The 15,486-nt window shown below is 65.4% G+C and carries 17 protein-coding genes, 1 tRNA gene and 2 pseudogenes; 14 read left to right on the forward strand and 6 right to left on the reverse strand.

All coding sequences use genetic code 11. The features are described 5' to 3' along the window. Positions 1-103: 103 nt before the first annotated feature. The 3 genes from ABZE94_RS13785 (at position 104) to ABZE94_RS13795 (ending at position 1,436) form a co-directional block, all read left to right on the forward strand. On the forward strand, positions 104-622 hold the full coding sequence (locus ABZE94_RS13785) for a C40 family peptidase (protein ID WP_372876082.1): 519 nt from the start codon (positions 104-106) through the stop codon (positions 620-622). A gap of 33 nt (positions 623-655) precedes the next feature. Then, positions 656-1,318: an O-methyltransferase gene (locus ABZE94_RS13790; RefSeq protein ID WP_372876083.1), complete on the forward strand. Its 663-nt coding sequence runs from the start codon at positions 656-658 to the stop codon at positions 1,316-1,318. A gap of 54 nt (positions 1,319-1,372) precedes the next feature. Then, positions 1,373-1,436: transfer RNA gene (locus tag ABZE94_RS13795), tRNA-Ala, on the forward strand. Positions 1,437-1,555: 119 nt separating this feature from the next. Here ABZE94_RS13795 and ABZE94_RS13800 read toward each other — a convergent pair. Beyond that, positions 1,556-1,903: a GFA family protein gene (locus tag ABZE94_RS13800; RefSeq protein WP_372876084.1), complete on the reverse strand. Its 348-nt coding sequence runs from the start codon at positions 1,901-1,903 to the stop codon at positions 1,556-1,558. 140 nt (positions 1,904-2,043) lie between these two features. Between ABZE94_RS13800 and ABZE94_RS13805 the strand changes: the two are divergent. After that, a pseudogene (locus tag ABZE94_RS13805) lies at positions 2,044-2,269 on the forward strand (adenosylcobinamide-GDP ribazoletransferase); the annotation flags it as partial. 44 nt (positions 2,270-2,313) lie between these two features. Here ABZE94_RS13805 and ABZE94_RS13810 read toward each other — a convergent pair. Continuing rightward, entirely contained in the window at positions 2,314-2,658 is a 345-nt protein-coding gene (locus ABZE94_RS13810) for a four-helix bundle copper-binding protein (RefSeq protein ID WP_372876085.1), read from the reverse strand. A 427-nt stretch (positions 2,659-3,085) separates the two neighbouring features. Here ABZE94_RS13810 and ABZE94_RS13815 point away from each other — a divergent pair, with 427 nt between their 5' ends. The 5 genes from ABZE94_RS13815 to ABZE94_RS13835 all read left to right on the forward strand — a co-directional run bounded on the left by ABZE94_RS13815 (position 3,086) and on the right by ABZE94_RS13835 (position 8,463). Then, on the forward strand, positions 3,086-4,294 hold the full coding sequence (locus ABZE94_RS13815; protein ID WP_372876086.1) for an MFS transporter: 1,209 nt from the start codon (positions 3,086-3,088) through the stop codon (positions 4,292-4,294). Further along, positions 4,291-4,416 carry a hypothetical protein gene (locus tag ABZE94_RS13820; protein ID WP_372876087.1) on the forward strand — a complete coding sequence of 42 codons (126 nt, stop codon included), beginning with the start codon at positions 4,291-4,293 and terminating at the stop codon, positions 4,414-4,416. Before ABZE94_RS13815 ends, ABZE94_RS13820 begins: the two co-directional genes overlap by 4 nt. 178 nt (positions 4,417-4,594) lie before the next feature. Continuing rightward, positions 4,595-5,521, forward strand: coding sequence for an esterase/lipase family protein (locus tag ABZE94_RS13825; RefSeq protein WP_372876088.1), 927 nt, complete (start codon positions 4,595-4,597; stop codon positions 5,519-5,521). Between the two features lie 47 nt (positions 5,522-5,568). Further along, on the forward strand, positions 5,569-6,642 hold the full coding sequence (locus tag ABZE94_RS13830) for a lipase secretion chaperone (RefSeq protein WP_372876089.1): 1,074 nt from the start codon (positions 5,569-5,571) through the stop codon (positions 6,640-6,642). A 30-nt stretch (positions 6,643-6,672) separates the two neighbouring features. Further along, entirely contained in the window at positions 6,673-8,463 is a 1,791-nt protein-coding gene (locus ABZE94_RS13835) for a hybrid sensor histidine kinase/response regulator (RefSeq protein WP_372876090.1), read from the forward strand. 93 nt (positions 8,464-8,556) lie between these two features. Here ABZE94_RS13835 and ABZE94_RS13840 read toward each other — a convergent pair whose 3' ends face one another. From ABZE94_RS13840 to ABZE94_RS13850, 3 genes are all read right to left on the reverse strand, one after another. After that, a complete protein-coding gene (locus tag ABZE94_RS13840) occupies positions 8,557-9,174 on the reverse strand; it encodes a response regulator (protein ID WP_372876091.1) in 618 nt (205 codons plus the stop codon). 188 nt (positions 9,175-9,362) lie between these two features. After that, positions 9,363-9,842 (reverse strand): hypothetical protein, encoded by a 480-nt coding sequence (locus tag ABZE94_RS13845; protein ID WP_372876092.1) that lies wholly within the window; start codon positions 9,840-9,842, stop codon positions 9,363-9,365. A gap of 364 nt (positions 9,843-10,206) precedes the next feature. After that, positions 10,207-11,061 carry a sulfurtransferase gene (locus tag ABZE94_RS13850; protein ID WP_372876093.1) on the reverse strand — a complete coding sequence of 285 codons (855 nt, stop codon included), beginning with the start codon at positions 11,059-11,061 and terminating at the stop codon, positions 10,207-10,209. Between the two features lie 229 nt (positions 11,062-11,290). Here ABZE94_RS13850 and ABZE94_RS13855 point away from each other — a divergent pair, with 229 nt between their 5' ends. Both ABZE94_RS13855 and ABZE94_RS13860 read left to right on the forward strand, forming a co-directional pair. Then, complete coding sequence (locus ABZE94_RS13855; protein ID WP_372876094.1) at positions 11,291-11,956, forward strand: ZIP family metal transporter; 666 nt, start codon at positions 11,291-11,293, stop codon at positions 11,954-11,956. Between the two features lie 52 nt (positions 11,957-12,008). Beyond that, positions 12,009-12,689, forward strand: a complete 681-nt coding sequence (locus tag ABZE94_RS13860; RefSeq protein ID WP_372876095.1) for a spermidine synthase — start codon at positions 12,009-12,011, stop codon at positions 12,687-12,689. Between the two features lie 44 nt (positions 12,690-12,733). On the opposite strand, the gene ABZE94_RS13865 is transcribed toward ABZE94_RS13860, so the two are convergent. Further along, complete coding sequence (locus tag ABZE94_RS13865) at positions 12,734-13,795, reverse strand: SMP-30/gluconolactonase/LRE family protein (protein ID WP_372876096.1); 1,062 nt, start codon at positions 13,793-13,795, stop codon at positions 12,734-12,736. A 137-nt stretch (positions 13,796-13,932) separates the two neighbouring features. On the opposite strand from ABZE94_RS13865, the gene rnd reads away from it, so the two are divergent. The 3 genes and pseudogenes from rnd to ABZE94_RS13880 form a co-directional block, all read left to right on the forward strand. Further along, positions 13,933-15,066, forward strand: a complete 1,134-nt coding sequence (gene rnd, locus ABZE94_RS13870; protein ID WP_372876097.1) for a ribonuclease D — start codon at positions 13,933-13,935, stop codon at positions 15,064-15,066. After that, positions 15,063-15,356: a YcgL domain-containing protein gene (locus ABZE94_RS13875; protein WP_372876098.1), complete on the forward strand. Its 294-nt coding sequence runs from the start codon at positions 15,063-15,065 to the stop codon at positions 15,354-15,356. The genes rnd and ABZE94_RS13875 overlap by 4 nt, the downstream gene beginning before the upstream one ends. A gap of 5 nt (positions 15,357-15,361) precedes the next feature. Continuing rightward, positions 15,362-15,486: pseudogene (locus ABZE94_RS13880) on the forward strand (D-2-hydroxyacid dehydrogenase); the annotation flags it as partial.

Here is a 15,486-nt window from a genome sequence, read left to right on the forward strand (position 1 = left end):
AGCGAACACCCGGCGTAGCGAACACCCGGCGTAGCCAAAAGGTTGCGCAGTCTCGCCCGAGTCGGCAGAGTAGGGCACATTCAGGCTCTGGATCGCTGCTCTGATGAATGTCACGACCCCTGTTGCCCTGCTCCTGCTTGCCGCGCTGCTGACCGGCTGCGCCGGCCGAGCGCCTGCCCCACAGCCCATCGTTCATGTACCCCGCGCCAGCCTAGACAGTGGGGCCGAGGACGTATTGTTTCGCGCTCTCGGGCTGGTCGGCACGCCCTATCGCTACGGCGGCAATACCCCGGCAGGCGGTTTCGACTGCAGCGGCCTGATCGGCTACGTCTACCGTGATGCGGCTGGTGTCAGCCTGCCGCGTACGACCCGTGAGCTGATCGGCATGCGTGCGCCAGCCGTTGGCCGTAAGGCGCTGCAAAGCGGTGACCTGGTGTTTTTTGCCACCAGCGGTGGCAGTCAGGTCAGCCACGCCGGCATCTACGTCGGTGATGGGCGCTTCGTCCATGCTCCCTCCAGCGGCGGTACCGTGCGCCTGGACAGCCTCAGCAACAGCTACTGGCAGCGCACCTATCTGGATGCCCGGCGGGTATTCAGCCCGGAGCTGGCGCGCAATCCCTGACGAGCGGATCTGCGCTAACCCATGGAGAACCCCATGACCAACCGCACCCTGACCCTCGACGATAACCTCTACCAGTACCTGCTCGATGTATCCCTGCGCGAAACGCCGCTGCTCAAGCGTCTGCGTGATGAGACGGCGCAACTGGCCAATGCCAACTGGCAGATCGCCCCCGAGCAGGGCCAGTTCATGGCGCTGCTGGTGCAATTGACCGGTGCCAGGCGGATCCTCGAGGTCGGCACCTTCACCGGCTACAGCGCTATCTGCATGGCCCAGGCCATGGGGGCCGAGGGGCGAATGATCTGCTGTGATATTGCCGGCGACTACAACGCCATCGCCGAGCGCTATTGGCGCGAAGCCGGCCTCAGCGAACGGATCGAACAGCGCCTGGCGCCGGCCCTGGATACCCTGGCTGCGCTTGAGCGCGCAGGGCAGGCGGGCAGCTTCGACCTGATCTTCATCGACGCCGACAAGGCCAACTACCCGGCCTACCTGGAACATGCCCTGCGGCTGGTGCGCCAGGGCGGCCTGATTCTGTTCGACAACACCCTGTGGAGCGGCCGCGTGCTGGAACAGAACCCGGACAGCGCCGACACCCGTGCTATCCAGGCCCTCAACCTGGCCCTGAAAGGCGATCAGCGCCTCGACCTGTCGCTGCTGCCGCTGGGCGACGGCCTGAGCCTCTGCCGCAAACGCTGAGCCTCGGCCCTCATTGTCGGGCTAGCAGGAACGGACTAGCTTCAGGCGCATATCGGGCCGATGGCTCGGCCGGGAGAGCGCCGCGTTCGCAATGCGGAGCGCATCCTCCGTCGGTCCAGCAGATCGGCAGCCAGACCCTTGTTGCCTGGCTTTTCATTTTTCCAGCGCGGATCACCGCCAGCCCAGTAGCCTGGATACTGGGCTGGCATTCGTCTTACAACGGCCCGCATCGATCACCTAGAGCGCACGCCCATCGAAATGCTTGACGGGCACGGCCTCCAGGTCGATGCCTTCCAGGCAGCGGACATTGACCGCCGCCATGCGGTTGCCCTTGGGGTCGCTGCCTTCGCCGAAGGGGTGGATGCCGCAGGTCGGGCAGAAATGGTGCTGGATCACGTGCTTGTTGAAGGTGTAGGTGGCCATCTGGCTTTCCGGCGTGAGCAGGGTCAGCTGGTCGCGCGGCACGAACCACATCAGCGAGCCCTTGCGTTGGCAGATCGAGCAATTGCATGCCATCGCGCCGTCGAGCTGGCCGTCCACCTCGTAGGCCACCTGACCGCAGTGGCAGCTGCCTTGGTATTTCATGGGATTGTTCTCCTGTGGGGGCACGAGATAGAAGCTTAGACTCGCTTTCGTTGGACGCGGAGTCATGCCGCTGATTCAGGTAGAGGCTGAACGCCTGTGGCCTCCGGGAATCTCGGAGCGGTTCACTGGGCACAACTCCAGCGCTGTTTTTGACCGCCTGGGTCGCCATCAGCTGCGCTCTGCACCTGGATGGCCTGGCCCGATAGCGCCGACGCCTTGGCCGGCGCCTTCTGCGACCGCGACCGCAGGCTGGCGATCATGCAGGGCCCGCGCAGCGGGCCGATTGCCGTGGTGGTGCTGCTGCTCAAGTTCGTCGCGCTGGTGACCCAGTTCGAAGCCGACGCGGGCCCGTTGCTGCTGGCGCCCTGAGCCAGGCGCTGTCGAATGATTCTGGCTTTTCTGGCTTTGCACTAAAGGGCTTCGCCGGTTTCCGCGACCGCTTCGCACTGCTCGACGCAACGCTGGCAGACATGCACGCATTGCTGGCAATGTGGGGCCTGGTATTTGGCGCATTCCTCGGCACAGGCCTGGCAGGTGACCGCGCACAGGCGACAGACTTCATCGACCAGCGCGCTTTCGCGCTCCATAAGCCGGGAGGCGAGGCGGCATATATCGGCACAGTCGCGGGTGAGGCTGATGCAAGTATCCAGGTCGCGGTTGTTGTCGGCGCTCAGGCAGGCGTCGGTACATGCTTCGCAGGCGACCACCGTGGTATTACAGGCTTCGATGGCGAACAGATAGCGTTGGCTGCTCATAGGCTGTACTCGGATGATGGATGAAACGCTGGTTGATTCTAGGTTGACTGGGTACAGACGGAGAGGTTCGCTCGATCTGATGATCGGGAAGGCGCCGGCCGCTAGAGCGGCTTCAGCCGCGAAATTTTGGCGGTGGCGGAACCATTCGCGGCTTGAAGCGCAACGCTGGCGGACGGCTACGCCGGTAGTGCGGCGGTGCCTGGTTTCCCCCGACTACTGTCGGTGCGGGTCGCCTATGGTCTGATTGTCAGGTCGAGTAGCGCTGAAGCATCCTGTGCGGTATGAGAATTTTCAGGTTGTATGCACCCTATAAAATCGGCTTATTGTGTCGGTCCGAGTCGGGCAGGTGGCCCCGCCTTTGGCTATTTTCGCCAGGCACCGGTAAACGCCTGGGTATTTGTAGTGGACTGCAAGGAAACAGCAGGGAATGAAATCGCGAGCGACACTGTGGATTTTGCTGGGCGGGTCGTTGATCCTTGCCCTGTCTTTGGGTATCCGTCATGGCTTCGGCCTGTTCCTGCCGCCGATGAGTGCCGAGTTCGGTTGGGGGCGCGAGGTGTTCGCCTTCGCCATCGCCCTGCAGAACCTGATCTGGGGCCTGACTCAACCCTTCACCGGCGCCTTGGCCGATCGCTACGGGGCGCAGCGCACGGTGGTGGTCGGTGGTGTGTTCTATGCCTGCGGCCTGGTGTTGATGGGCCTGGCCGACTCGGTCTGGTCATTGTCGCTGAGCGCCGGCCTGCTGATCGGCATCGGCCTGTCCAGCACCTCGTTCTCGGTGATCCTCGGCGTGGTCGGTCGTGCAGTGCCCGCGGAGAATCGCAGCATGGCCATGGGCGTCGCCGCGGCGGCTGGTTCGCTCGGCCAGTTCGTCATGCTGCCCGGTACGCTGGGCCTGATCAGCTGGCTCGGCTGGTCCGCCGCCTTGCTCGCCCTAGGGTTGCTGGTGGCCTTGATCGTACCGCTGGCCGCGATGATCAAGGATAGCCCGTCGCCAGTTCTGGCCCATGAGCAAAGCCTGGGCGAAGCGCTGCGTGAGGCCTGCGTGCATCCCGGCTTCTGGTTGCTGGGACTGGGGTTTTTCGTCTGCGGTTTCCAGGTGGTGTTCATCGGCGTGCACCTGCCGGCTTACCTGGTCGATCAGCATCTGCCGGCGCTGGTCGGCACCACGGTCTTGGCCCTGGTCGGCCTGTTCAACGTCTTCGGCACCTACACCGCCGGCTGGCTCGGCGGGCGCATGTCCAAGCCGCGCCTGCTGACCGCCCTGTACCTGGCCCGGGCGGTGGTGATCGGCGCCTTCCTCCTGACCCCGCTGACCACCTGGAGCGCCTATGCCTTCGGCATCGCCATGGGTTTGCTGTGGCTGTCCACGGTGCCGTTGACCAACGGCACCGTGGCGACCCTGTTCGGCGTACGCAACCTGTCGATGCTCGGTGGTATCGTCTTTCTCTTTCATCAGCTCGGCGCCTTTCTCGGTGGCTGGCTGGGCGGTTACCTGTACGACCGCACCGGCAGCTATGATCTGGTCTGGCTGATCGCAATCCTCCTCAGCCTGTTCGCCGCGGCGCTGAACTGGCCGGTACGCGAGCAGCCGGTAGCGCGTCTGCGAGGCGCTGGTGTGGGAGTTGGAGCATGAATACCGAGTACTGGTGGAGCAGTGCCTTGCTCATGCTGGTCGCCACGCTTCTGGCCCTGGCCTGGTGGGGCTGGGGGCAGGGAGGGCTGGCATTCATGCAGCTGGGCCTCGGGGTGTGCTGAGCGCCAGCTTCTGCAGCCGCACCCGGCCGGGCCGGCCGACGCCTTGAATCGCCACTCCAGCAGGCAACCGCGCCCTTCACCCATCTGGGCGATGGGCTGGTCGGCCGCGCTTCCTTAGAGTGTGGGTACGCCGGACGCAGTCTCCCGGCGTGCCAACAAGAACAATAAGGAGGCACCCATGCGTCGTGTCATTACTACCGCCCTGGCCGCTGTGGCCCTGGTCGGCGCCGTCGAGGCCCAAGCCGGCTACACCCAGACCAAATACCCGATCGTGCTGGTGCACGGCATCACCGGCTTCGACACCATCGGCGGCCTGGTCAATTACTTCCATACCATTCCCTGGAACCTCGAGCGCGATGGCGCCAAGGTTTATGTTGCCAGCGTCGCCGCGTTCAACGACAGCGAGCAGCGCGGCGCCGAACTGGCCCGGCAGATCGTGCCCTGGGCCGGTGCCAATGGCGGCAAGGTCAACCTGATCGGCCACAGCCAGGGTTCGCCGACCGCGCGGGTAGCCGCTTCCCTGCGCCCGGACCTGGTGGCCTCGGTGACTTCGATCAACGGTGTCAACAAGGGCTCCAAGGTCGCCGACGTGGTGCGCGGCGTGGTACCGCCGGACAGCGCCATCGAAGGCGGTGCCGGCGCCATCGCCAATGCCCTGGGCGCGGTGATCAACTTGCTGTCCGGCAGCAGCAACCCGCAGGACGGTCTGGCCGCCCTGGAAACCCTGACCACCCCCGGCACTACGGCCCTCAACAGCCGCCATCCGTGGGGGGTGAACAACGCCAGCTACTGCGCCAAATCCACCGAAATGCACAATGTGCGCGGCTACAACATCCGCTACTTCTCCTGGACCGGCAATTCGTCCTACACCAACATCTTCGACGCGGTCGACCCGTTCCTGGCCATCACCGGCCTGGCCTTCGGCAGCGAGAAGAACGACGGTCTGGTCGGGGTCTGTGCGACCTACCTGGGCCAGGTGCTCGGCGACAGCTACCACATGAACCACGTCGATGCGATCAACCACCTCTTCGGCCTGCGCGGCTGGACCGAGCCGGTCTCGCTGTATCGTCAGCATGCCAACCGCCTGAAGAACAAGGGCGTCTGAAACTTGCCACGCATGCGGGCTGCTAGACAGCCCGCCTTGGAGGTCGCATGCCCCTGCCGATCCGTTCCCTGGTCCTGCTGACTGTTCTGGGTCTCACCACTGCCGGACTGATCCTCTGCTGGCAATGGCCAGACTCCGTCGTGGCCCAGGTCGATTCGGCCCGTCCGGTTCCACCTGTCGCCGCAGCCATTGCCGGTCCCGTGCTGCGTCAGCCGGCGCCCACGGTTGTCGCACCGGCCGCGCCGCCGGCGTTGCTGCCGGGCCTGCGCGGTACCGAGGTCGACGGCGCACTGCAGGCCGACAGCGCCGGCAATCTGCAGCTCGACCTGGCGCTGCGCGACTATTTCGATTATTTCCTCAGCACCGTCGACCAGGCCGGGCTCGATGCGTCGGTCGAGGCCTTGCTGGCGGATGCCGGCGGGCGCCTGCAGGAGCCGACGCTGGGCCAGTTGGTCGGCCTGCTTGGCGATTATCTGGAGTACAAGCGCGCCAGCCTGGCGCTGCTGCAGCAACCGCTGGGCGCCCACCAGCAAGCCCAGCCACAAGCGCAGCTGGTGGCGTTGCAGCAGGCCTTCGACAGCCTGGCCCAGCTGCGCCGCAGCCACTTTTCACCGGGCGCGGTGGAGGCCTTGTTCGGCGCCGAAGAGGCCTACGCGCGTTACACCCTGGACAGCCTGGCGCTGGCCGCCCGCGACGACATGAGCGAGCAGGGCCAAGCCGATGCCCAGCAACGCCTGAGCGAGCAATTGCCCGCCGCCATGCGCGCCAGTGAGGAGCGGCAGAGCCAGGCCCAGGCGCAGCAGGCGCAAAGCGAACGGTTGTGGCGCGAGGGCGCGAGCGAGGAACAGGTGCGCCAGGCATTGGCTTTGTCCTATGATCCGTCGACTGTCGAGCGCCTGCTGCTCGAGCAGCGCAACGAGCGCGACTGGCAGCAGCGCTACAGGGCCTATCGCGAACAGCTGGCCAGCTTGCACAGCACCGGCCTGAGTCCGGCGGACCGGCAGCATGAACAGCAGCGTTTGCGTCAGCGCTTGTTCGGCGCCGCCGACCAACACCGAGTCGACACCTATGATGCGATTGCCGCCAAACAGCAGGACCGCGACCCCGCCGCGCTGCAATAGCCTGTCGCCCGCGCGGGCGGCCGGCCGCCGATGAATCTGCAGCAGGAAGAACGCCTGTTGTTGGCGCAACAGCGCCGTGGCTACCGGCGATTGTGCTTTGTCCCGGAGCTGGAGCAGGGCTTCGTCGAACACCGGGTGCAGCGCATCCACCGCCGCTTGCTGCTGATCGTCGGCACCGCGATTGTCTTCCAGTTGATCTACAGCGTCCTCGATCTGCTGCTGATGCCGCTGGCGGTGAGCCTGTCGGTGGTGCCCCTGCGGGTGCTGGGCATCCTTGCCGTGCTGGCTGGTTTCGTCTACTGCCGGCGCCTGCAGAGCCCGCCACGCCGGGCGTTGTTCGCCTACACCGCCGCCTATGCGTTGAACGGCGCCTGCGTGGCGCTGATCATTCACCTGTGCTGGGCCCAGGGCGAGGCCATGCCCTACGACGGGTTGTTTCTGATCCTGTTGTTCGGTTACGTGCTGCTCGGCGTCTCGTTTCGCGCCGTGAGCCTCTCCGCCTGGGGCTTCTGCCTGCTGTTCCTGGCGCTTGGGTTGCTGCTGACCGAGCCGGGCAGCCAGTTGGCATATCAGGGCTTGTTCCTGATCTGCGCCAACCTGATCGGCAGTGCCGGCGCCTACTTGCAGGAGCACGGGCAGCGCGGCGCCTGGCTCAACCTGCGCCTGCTCGACCTGGCGCGGCAGCGCGCCGAAGCCGATGACGCGCGCAAGCTGCGTCTGCTCGCGGCGGCCAGCCATGATCTGCGCCAGCCGCTGAACGCCATGGGCCTGTATGCCCAGCACCTGCTCGAACAGAGCCGGGAACCGGGTATCCGTCGGGTCAGCGGCCGTCTGGCGACCTCGGTGGAGCAACTCAGTCGTCTGTTGCAATCGCTGCTGGATTACACCCGCCTGACCTTGCCCGGCGGAGTACAGGCCAAGCTGGAAGTGTTCGCCCTGCGTCCGCTGCTCGAACGCCTGAGCGGCGAAACCCGCCGCGAGGCCGAGCTGCAGGGCGTCGAGCTGGACCTGCAGTGCGCGGATCTGTGGGTGCGCAGCGACCCGTTGCTGCTCGAGCGGGTGCTGCGCAACCTGCTCAACAATGCCCTGTGTCATGCCCAGGCCCGGCACGTGACGCTAAGCGCCCGGGAGGATGCAGGCAGCGTGCTGCTGCAAGTCGCCGACGACGGTCGTGGTCTCAGCGCGGCGGAGCAGGCGCAGGTCTTCGAGGAGTTCCGTCAACTGGACAACCCCGGGCGCCATGCCGAGCGCGGCCTGGGCCTCGGTCTGGCCATCGTCCAGCAACTGGCCGCGCTGCTGGAGCATCCCCTGCAGCTGAACTCCAGTCCGGGCCAGGGCAGCTGCTTCGCTTTGCGCCTGCCGCGCGCCGCCGTGGGGGCGTGGCAGCCGGCCAAGCCGACCGGCGCCCCGTTGAGCGGCCGGGTCTTGCTGCTGGAGGACGATGAAGCCGGGCGCGAGGCCTTGTCCGGGCTGTTGCGCCGCTGGGGCTGCGAGGTCTGGGCCTGCGCCGATCTGCAGGCGGCCCTGGAATGCCTGGCAGAGGCGTCGCCGCAACTGTTGATCAGCGATTACCGCCTGGCCGCCAGCGAAGATGGTCTGCGCGCCATCGAGCGCTTGCGCGAGGAGGCCGGGCGCATGCTCCCGGCCCTGCTGATCAGCGCCGATATCAGCCCCGAGTTGCAGGAGCGCTGCCTGCCGGCACACGTCACCCTGCTCGGCAAACCCTTGCTGCCGGCACGTTTGCGCCAGGCTCTGGCGGTGCTGTTGCCGGTTGCGTCTGCATCTGAAAAAGCCTCGAAGCAGAGCGAAGGCAGCGCGTGAGACGGTTTTCCCAGGTCAATACGGCGTAGGAACGGTCGGACGGCACCTCGTCGGGCGATTATCCGCTGCAGTCCTGCGCCGCCAAGCTCACCTCTACAGCCATCCACGCTGGCGCGCGGCGTTGACGCAGGCGGTGCGGGTGTGCACGTCGAGTTCCTGGAACAGGGTCTTCAGGTGGGTTTTTATCGTGTCTTCGGAAATTCCCAGCTGGCGGCTGATGGCCTTGTTCGGCAAGCCGTCGGCCAGCAGCAGGAGGATCTGCGATTGCCGGGGCGTGAGGGGCGGTTTTTCACCGGCTCCTGGCGCTGGCAGGGTTTCGCCGAGCAGCACGCGGGTCACCGCCTGGCGCAGGTCGTCGCTGTCGGCGCTTTTCGGGATAAAACCCAGGGCGCCTGCGGCCAGCGCCGCCTGAGCATCCAGGTTGGAGTCACTGGCACTGAGGATCGCCACCGGGGTCATGCGCCCTTGCTGCTGCCAGCGCTGCAGCAGTTCGAGGCCGGCTACGTCCGGCAGGCGCAAATCCAGGAGAATCAGGTCGAAATCGTGCTGGCGCAGGCATGCCTCGGCTTCGCCGGCGTTCTGTGCGGTCTGGATCTGCAGATTGGCGCAGAGCGGCGCCAGGGCCAGGCTGAGACCGTCGAGAAAGATCCGATGGTCATCCACCAGTAACAGGCGAAGCTGGTCGGGCAAGGCGGTACAGAGTGCTGTCATGGCAGTTTCACGCGTTTTTTTGTGGTTATGGTCGCCGCCCGAGTGTAGCGCAAAGTGCTGACTGGTTTAGGCGCCAGGTCACTAATAGGGGAGGGGAGGGGAGGGGGCTGGAATTGTAGGAACCAGGGGGACGCCTAGTTCTTGCTGGCGATCCGCTGTGGAATGCTGGATCACCGCAGGCCGCCAGGTCAGGCGACTGCGCTGAAGTTGCCGATGCAGCGTCGCCAGGCTTCGATGAAGTCGCGCGGGTGACCCTGCGGGTGAAATACCCGGCGCCAGACCCGGGCCAGGCCGAGCAGGTCGTCGGCGGCGGGCAATTCGCGCTGTTCTACCTCGACCAGCATCCAGGCAATGGCGGTGGCATAACGCAGGTTGACCGTCAGTTCCAGGTGCGGTGCGGCCAGAAAGGCGTGCTGGCTGGCCAATCCGCGGACCTGGCTGGCCAGGTCCGGATCGAGCGCCAGGTACTGGTCCCATAGCTGTTGATGGCGCAGTTCGGCGATGCGGTAGAGGCCATGGCCGCCCTGAGCATCAAGCGCCGATCCCAGCGCCGACTGGCAGGCGGCGGCGCCCAGCAGCAGGACTTCGGCAGCAGGTGAGTGACGTCCCAGATAGATCAGCGTGGGGCGTATGACGTGCTGGATCAACTCGCAGGCTGCAATTCCCATATAGCCCTCGCGAAAAGTAGCCGATGGGGCCGGGGCGCTTGGCAGCTTGTGGTCGTTCTTGAAAAGGCCCCACCGGAAGCGGGGTTAGCCGCCTGTTTTAAAGTGTAGTGCGACCTTTCTCGTGTAATGGACTGTTTTTAAATTGTTTTATGCTTTCGGTTATTACCTATATTCCGCTTGGTGCTTAGGGCGGTACGGGTGGCGATTGGTTCGGTGCGCAGGACACCCGCCAGCTTCTGTGGCGCGTCGATCACCCATGGCGCACTGCCTGCGGCGAGTGACACCCTGCGGATCGCATAATTGGCCTGCAGTAGGCGAGCGTTTTGTCACAACGCTCAGCTCCGTCTGCATGCTCGAACAAGCCCTAGTCGCCCGTCGCCACGGGGCGTGCCGGGTTGGTAATCCACTCGCTCCAGGAGCCGGCATACAGCGGCGCCAGCGGGTAGCCGGCGAGACACAGAGCGAACAGGTTGTGACAGGCGGTGACGCCGGAGCCGCAGTAGGCCACCAGCTCGCTGGCCGGGCGCTCGCCGAGTTGCGCGGCGAAGCGTTGGCGCAGTTGGGGTGCCGGCAGGAAGCGTCCGCTGCTGTCCAGGTTGTCGGTGCAGGGCGCGCACCGGGCGCCGGGGATATGCCCGGCCACCGGGTCGAGTGGCTCCACCTCGCCGCGAAAACGTGGCAGGGCGCGGGCGTCGAGCAGGGTCAGTTGCGGGTCGGCGAGGCGCTGTTGCAGCTGACTGGCGTCGACCAGCAGGCGGGCGTCGGCTTGGCCGGCGAAGTTGCCGGGTGCCGGGTTCGACAGTGCCGGGGTCAAATCGAAACCGGCCTCGCGCCAAGCCCGCAGGCCGCCGTCGAGCAGGTAGACGCCCTCGCGCTTGCCCAGCCAGGCGAGCAGCCACCAGGCACGGGCGGCGAAGGTGCCGGGGCCGTCGTCGTACACCGCCACCGTACTGTTGTCGTTCAGGCCCCATGCGCGCAGGCGCGCCAGCAGTTGGGCCGGCTCCGGCAAGGGGTGACGGCCGCTGACGCCCTTATGGATCGGCCCGGACAGGTCGCGTTCGAGATCGGCGAACTGGGCGCCGGCGATATGTCCAGCGGCATAACTGCGCCGACCGTAGCCCGGATCATCCAGGGCGAAGCGGCAGTCGAGGATGAGCAGATCGGGTTGGTCCAGGCGGGCCTGGAGTGCGTCGGCTGTGATCAGTTGGGCGAGGGGCATGGCAGGCGTCCTGGGCAAGAGCGGATCGAGGCATGATAAACCGCAGCATGGGCTATGCCACATCTGTCTGTTGATCCGGCAACTCGGGCGTAGTGTCCAGTGCCGATGCAGCACGCAGTTAGCGGTTTGGGCTACAGTCGGCCGCCTTCCTGTATGTTTCCCATCGAATGAGGTGTCTGTGCCCCCGCTGATCATGGTTGCGGCTTTTACCCTGCTGGCTGGCATTGCCATGCCGCTGGGGGCGGTGCTGGCCAGTGTCGAACGAATTCGACCGCGTTGGCTGGAGACTGAGTTCAGGCACGGTGTGGTCGCTTTCGGCGGTGGCGCGCTGCTGGCTGCAGTCGCGTTGGTGCTGGTGCCGCAAGCCATTGTCGAAATGCAGCCGTTACCGGCTGCGCTGTGGTTCTTCGCTGGCGGTGGCGCGTTCATGGCGCTGGATATTCTGCTGTACCGGATGAGTACCTCGGGCAGTCAGTTGGCCGCCATGTTGGCGGATTTTATTCCGGAGTCGCTGGCATTGGGCGCTGCATTTGCACTCGGTGGTCGTGGCGCGTTCCTGCTGGCCGGCTTGATGGCGCTGCAGAACCTGCCAGAGGGCTTCAACGCCTATCGGGAGTTACGCGGTTCGACGGACTACAGCCGCGCAAGAATAGTGCTGATGTTCAGCATCATGGCGCTGCTTGGCCCGCTGGCAGGCGTCTCGGGTTATTTGTGGTTGGCGGATTCGCCGCAGTGGGTGGCGGCAATCATGCTGTTCGCCGCAGGCGGTATCCTCTACTCGGTGTTTCAGGACATCGCGCCCCAGGCCCAGCTGAAGAAGCATTGGGCACCAGCGCTGGGTGCCTTGCTGGGGTTTATGCTGGGGATCGTCGGGCACATGCTTACGGTGCTTTGAGGGCTGCTGTATGGTTCAGCCTCTTTCGAATCCAACTAGTCATGAGACCACCATGAAGCGCTTTGTATTGCTGGATACCGCCCAGATTCCCGATGGCTCCGGGGCGCTCTGCCTGTTCGAGTACGGCGAGGACTTCGTGATCAAGATCGCCGGTGGCGATGGCGGTCAGCTGATGAACACGCGCATGCACGGCTCCGAAGATGCCCTGGCGGCGATTCCCTGCAAGAAAGTCGCCGGCCGCCCGGATTCGCGGGTCTTGATCGGTGGCCTGGGCATGGGCTTCACCCTGGCGGCGGCGCTGCAGAACCTGGGCAAGACCGCCGAGGTGGAGGTAGCCGAACTGGTGCCGGGGGTGGTCGAGTGGAACCGCGGCCCGCTGGGCGCCAAGGCCGGCTACCCGCTGCTCGATCCGCGCACGCGGGTGTTGCAGGAGGATGTAGCCCATAGTCTGAAGACGGCGGACAGGCGTTACGACGCCATCATGCTGGACGTCGACAACGGCCCCGAGGGTCTGACCCAGAAACGCAACAGCTGGCTGTATGGCGCCCAAGGCTTGCAGCGCTGTCACCAGGCATTGCGATCCAAGGGGGTGCTGGCCGTATGGTCGGCCAGCGCGGACAGCAAGTTCGCCGACAAGGTGCGCAGAGCCGGCTTCAAGGTCGAAGAAGTACAGGTCTATGCCCATGGCAACAAGGGCACCCGCCACACCATCTGGATCGCCGACAAGCTGTAGGAAGGGGCGGGCCAGGAAGCCGATGCCGCGCGGCGTTGGCCAGCTCAGCGAATCTTCAGCCGGCCGATGCGGTCGTTATCCAGGCTGCCGAAGTACAGGTAATCGCCCACCGGCTTGACCGAGGTGACCATGCGCAGGTGGGTGCCGCTGGTGTCGTGCAGGCTGCGCACGATCTCGCCCTGCTCGTTGAGGGCGATGGCGAAGCCGTAGGGAATTGCCTTGGGCCAGAGTGCGCGCGGCAGTTTGGCCAGCTGCGCCTTGAGCCAGGGGTGGCGATGGAGGAAGTCGGCATCGGCCTTGCGTGGCGTCGGCAGGGCCACCCAGAAGGTGCCGGCGCGGTCGCCTTGCAGGTTGTCCGGCAGGCCCGGCAGGTTGTCGATGAACACGTCCTGGCTGCCGGCTTTCTCGCCCTTGAGCCAGTAGCGGCTGATGCGGTAGCGGTAGGTTTCGTTGACCAGTACGAAGTCCTCGTTGGCCGACAGCGCCACGCCGTTGGCGAAGTACAGGTCCTTGAGCAGCACGCGGGTCTCGCCGCTGCCTGGGTTGTAGCTGAGCAGGCGGCCGTGGGGGCGCGCCTCGAGCAGGTCGAGCAAATAATCCGGTTGCGCGAAACGCGAGGAGGCGTCGCTGAAATAGATGGTGCCGTCGCTGGCGATGTCCAGGTCGTCGGTGAACTTGAAGGGCAGGCCTTCGGCTTCGCTGGTCAGGACCTGGATCTGCCCTTGAGGGTCGATGGACAGCAGGCCCCTGTAGGCGTCGGCGACGATCAGCTGGCCGGCGGCGTCGAAGTCCATGCCCAGCGGCCGGCCTTGGGTGTCGGCGAAGGTCGCGACGCTGCCGTCGGCCTCGATGCGCACGATGCGGCCGTCATGCAGGCCGGCATAGACCCGGCCCTGGGCGTCCACGGCGGTGTCTTCCGGGCCGTGCAGCTGGCCACGGCCGAGCAGTTCGGCCTTCATCAGGGTGTCGTTGGGTTCCAGCACGCCGGTCATCGCCGGGGCGGGCGGCGCCTGCCAGACCAGCGGGTCGATGGGGCTGGGGGTGATGGCCAGATAGATCACCGCGGCGGCGATCAGCAGGACGAGTAGGCCAAGCAGTTTCTTCATTATTCTTATTCCCTGTATGGATAGTTTTAAGCAGGCGCCGCGCAGGATAGCGCTTCTGTCTCATGCTGCGCATCGTGAATGCCCGGCTATGTGGCGAGGCGATATATACTGCGCGGCATTCTTGATGGGAGCGCCGCGTGGCTATTGATATTCGCTGGATCCGCGACAACGCCAGCCTGGCGCAGCACTGCGCCAACTGGCGCAATCTGCCGTTCGTGGCGGTAGACACCGAATTTATGCGGGTCGACACCTTTTACCCGATCGCCGGCCTGCTGCAGGTCAGCGAAGGCGAGCGCGCCTACCTGATCGATCCGTTGCTGATCGACGACTGGACGCCGTTCGCCGAGTTGCTGCAGGACCCGGCCGTGGTCAAGGTGCTGCATGCCTGCAGCGAGGACTTGGAAGTCTTCCTGCGCCTGACCGGCAGCCTGCCAGTGGCCCTGTTCGACACCCAACTGGCCGCCGCCTACCTCAATCTCGGTTTCTCCATGGGTTATTCGCGCCTGGTCCAGGCGGTGCTGAACATCGAGCTGCCCAAGGGCGAAACCCGCTCGGACTGGCTGCAGCGCCCGCTCAGCGAGACCCAGATCAGCTACGCCGCCGAGGACGTGCTGCACCTGGCCGAGGTCTATATCCTGCTGCAGCAACAGTTGTCGGCCGAGAAAAATGCCTGGGTGCTGGAAGACGGCGCCGAACTGGTAGCCAACCTGGGCCGTGAAGTCGCTCCGGAGGATGCCTACCGCGAGGCCAAGCTGGCCTGGAAGCTGTCCCGCGCGCAACTGGCGGTGCTGCGCGAACTCTGCGCCTGGCGCGAGCGCGAGGCGAGGGCGCGCAACCAGCCGCGCAACCGCATCATCCGCGAGCATTCGTTGTGGCCGTTGGCCCGCACCCAGCCGGATAACCTGGTGGCGCTGGCACGGATCGACGACATGCACCCGAAAACCGTGCGTCAGGACGGCGAGTTCCTCCTCCGCCTGATCAAGGACGCCGCCGCCACGCCGCCAGCCGATTGGCCCGAGGCGTTGCCCGAGCCCCTGCCGCTGGAAGCCTCGGCATTGTTGAAGAAATTGCGTGCCATCGGTCAGCGCGAAGGCGAGCGGCTGAACATCGCCCCGGAGCTGATGCTGCGCAAGAAAACCCTCGAGGCCCTGCTGAAAACCGGCTACCCCAATGGCCCCTACCAGTTGCCGGACTCGCTGCGCGGCTGGCGCCGTGAATTGCTGGGCCAGGCCCTGCTCGATAGCCTGGCCGGCGAAGGAGAATCCGCGTGAAACGCATTTGCTCGATCTACAAAAGCCCACGCAAGAACGAGATGTACCTCTACGTACTGAAAAGCGATGGCCTGGAGCGCGTGCCGGAAAACCTGCTGGCGGCGTTCGGCCCGCCGACCCTGGCCTTCAGCATGGTGCTCACCCCGGAGCGCACGCTGTCCCGCGAGGACATTCACACCGTCCTGGAAAACCTCGAGAAGCAGGGTTACCACCTGCAGATGCCGCCGCCGGAAGATGAATACATCGAGCACCTGCCGGACGAATTGCTGCGGCGCAACGATCCGATATGAGTGTCATGCGCGTCCTGATCGGCGAAATCGAACATGCCCGCTATGCCGAGCTGCTGCGCCAGGCGGCGCCCGAGCTCGAGCTGCACGGCAGCGCCGACCCGCTCGAGCTGGCGCACTGGGCGGCTAGCTG

The sequence above is a fragment of the Pseudomonas sp. genome, from assembly GCF_041601375.1.
Classification (GTDB): domain Bacteria; phylum Pseudomonadota; class Gammaproteobacteria; order Pseudomonadales; family Pseudomonadaceae; genus Aquipseudomonas.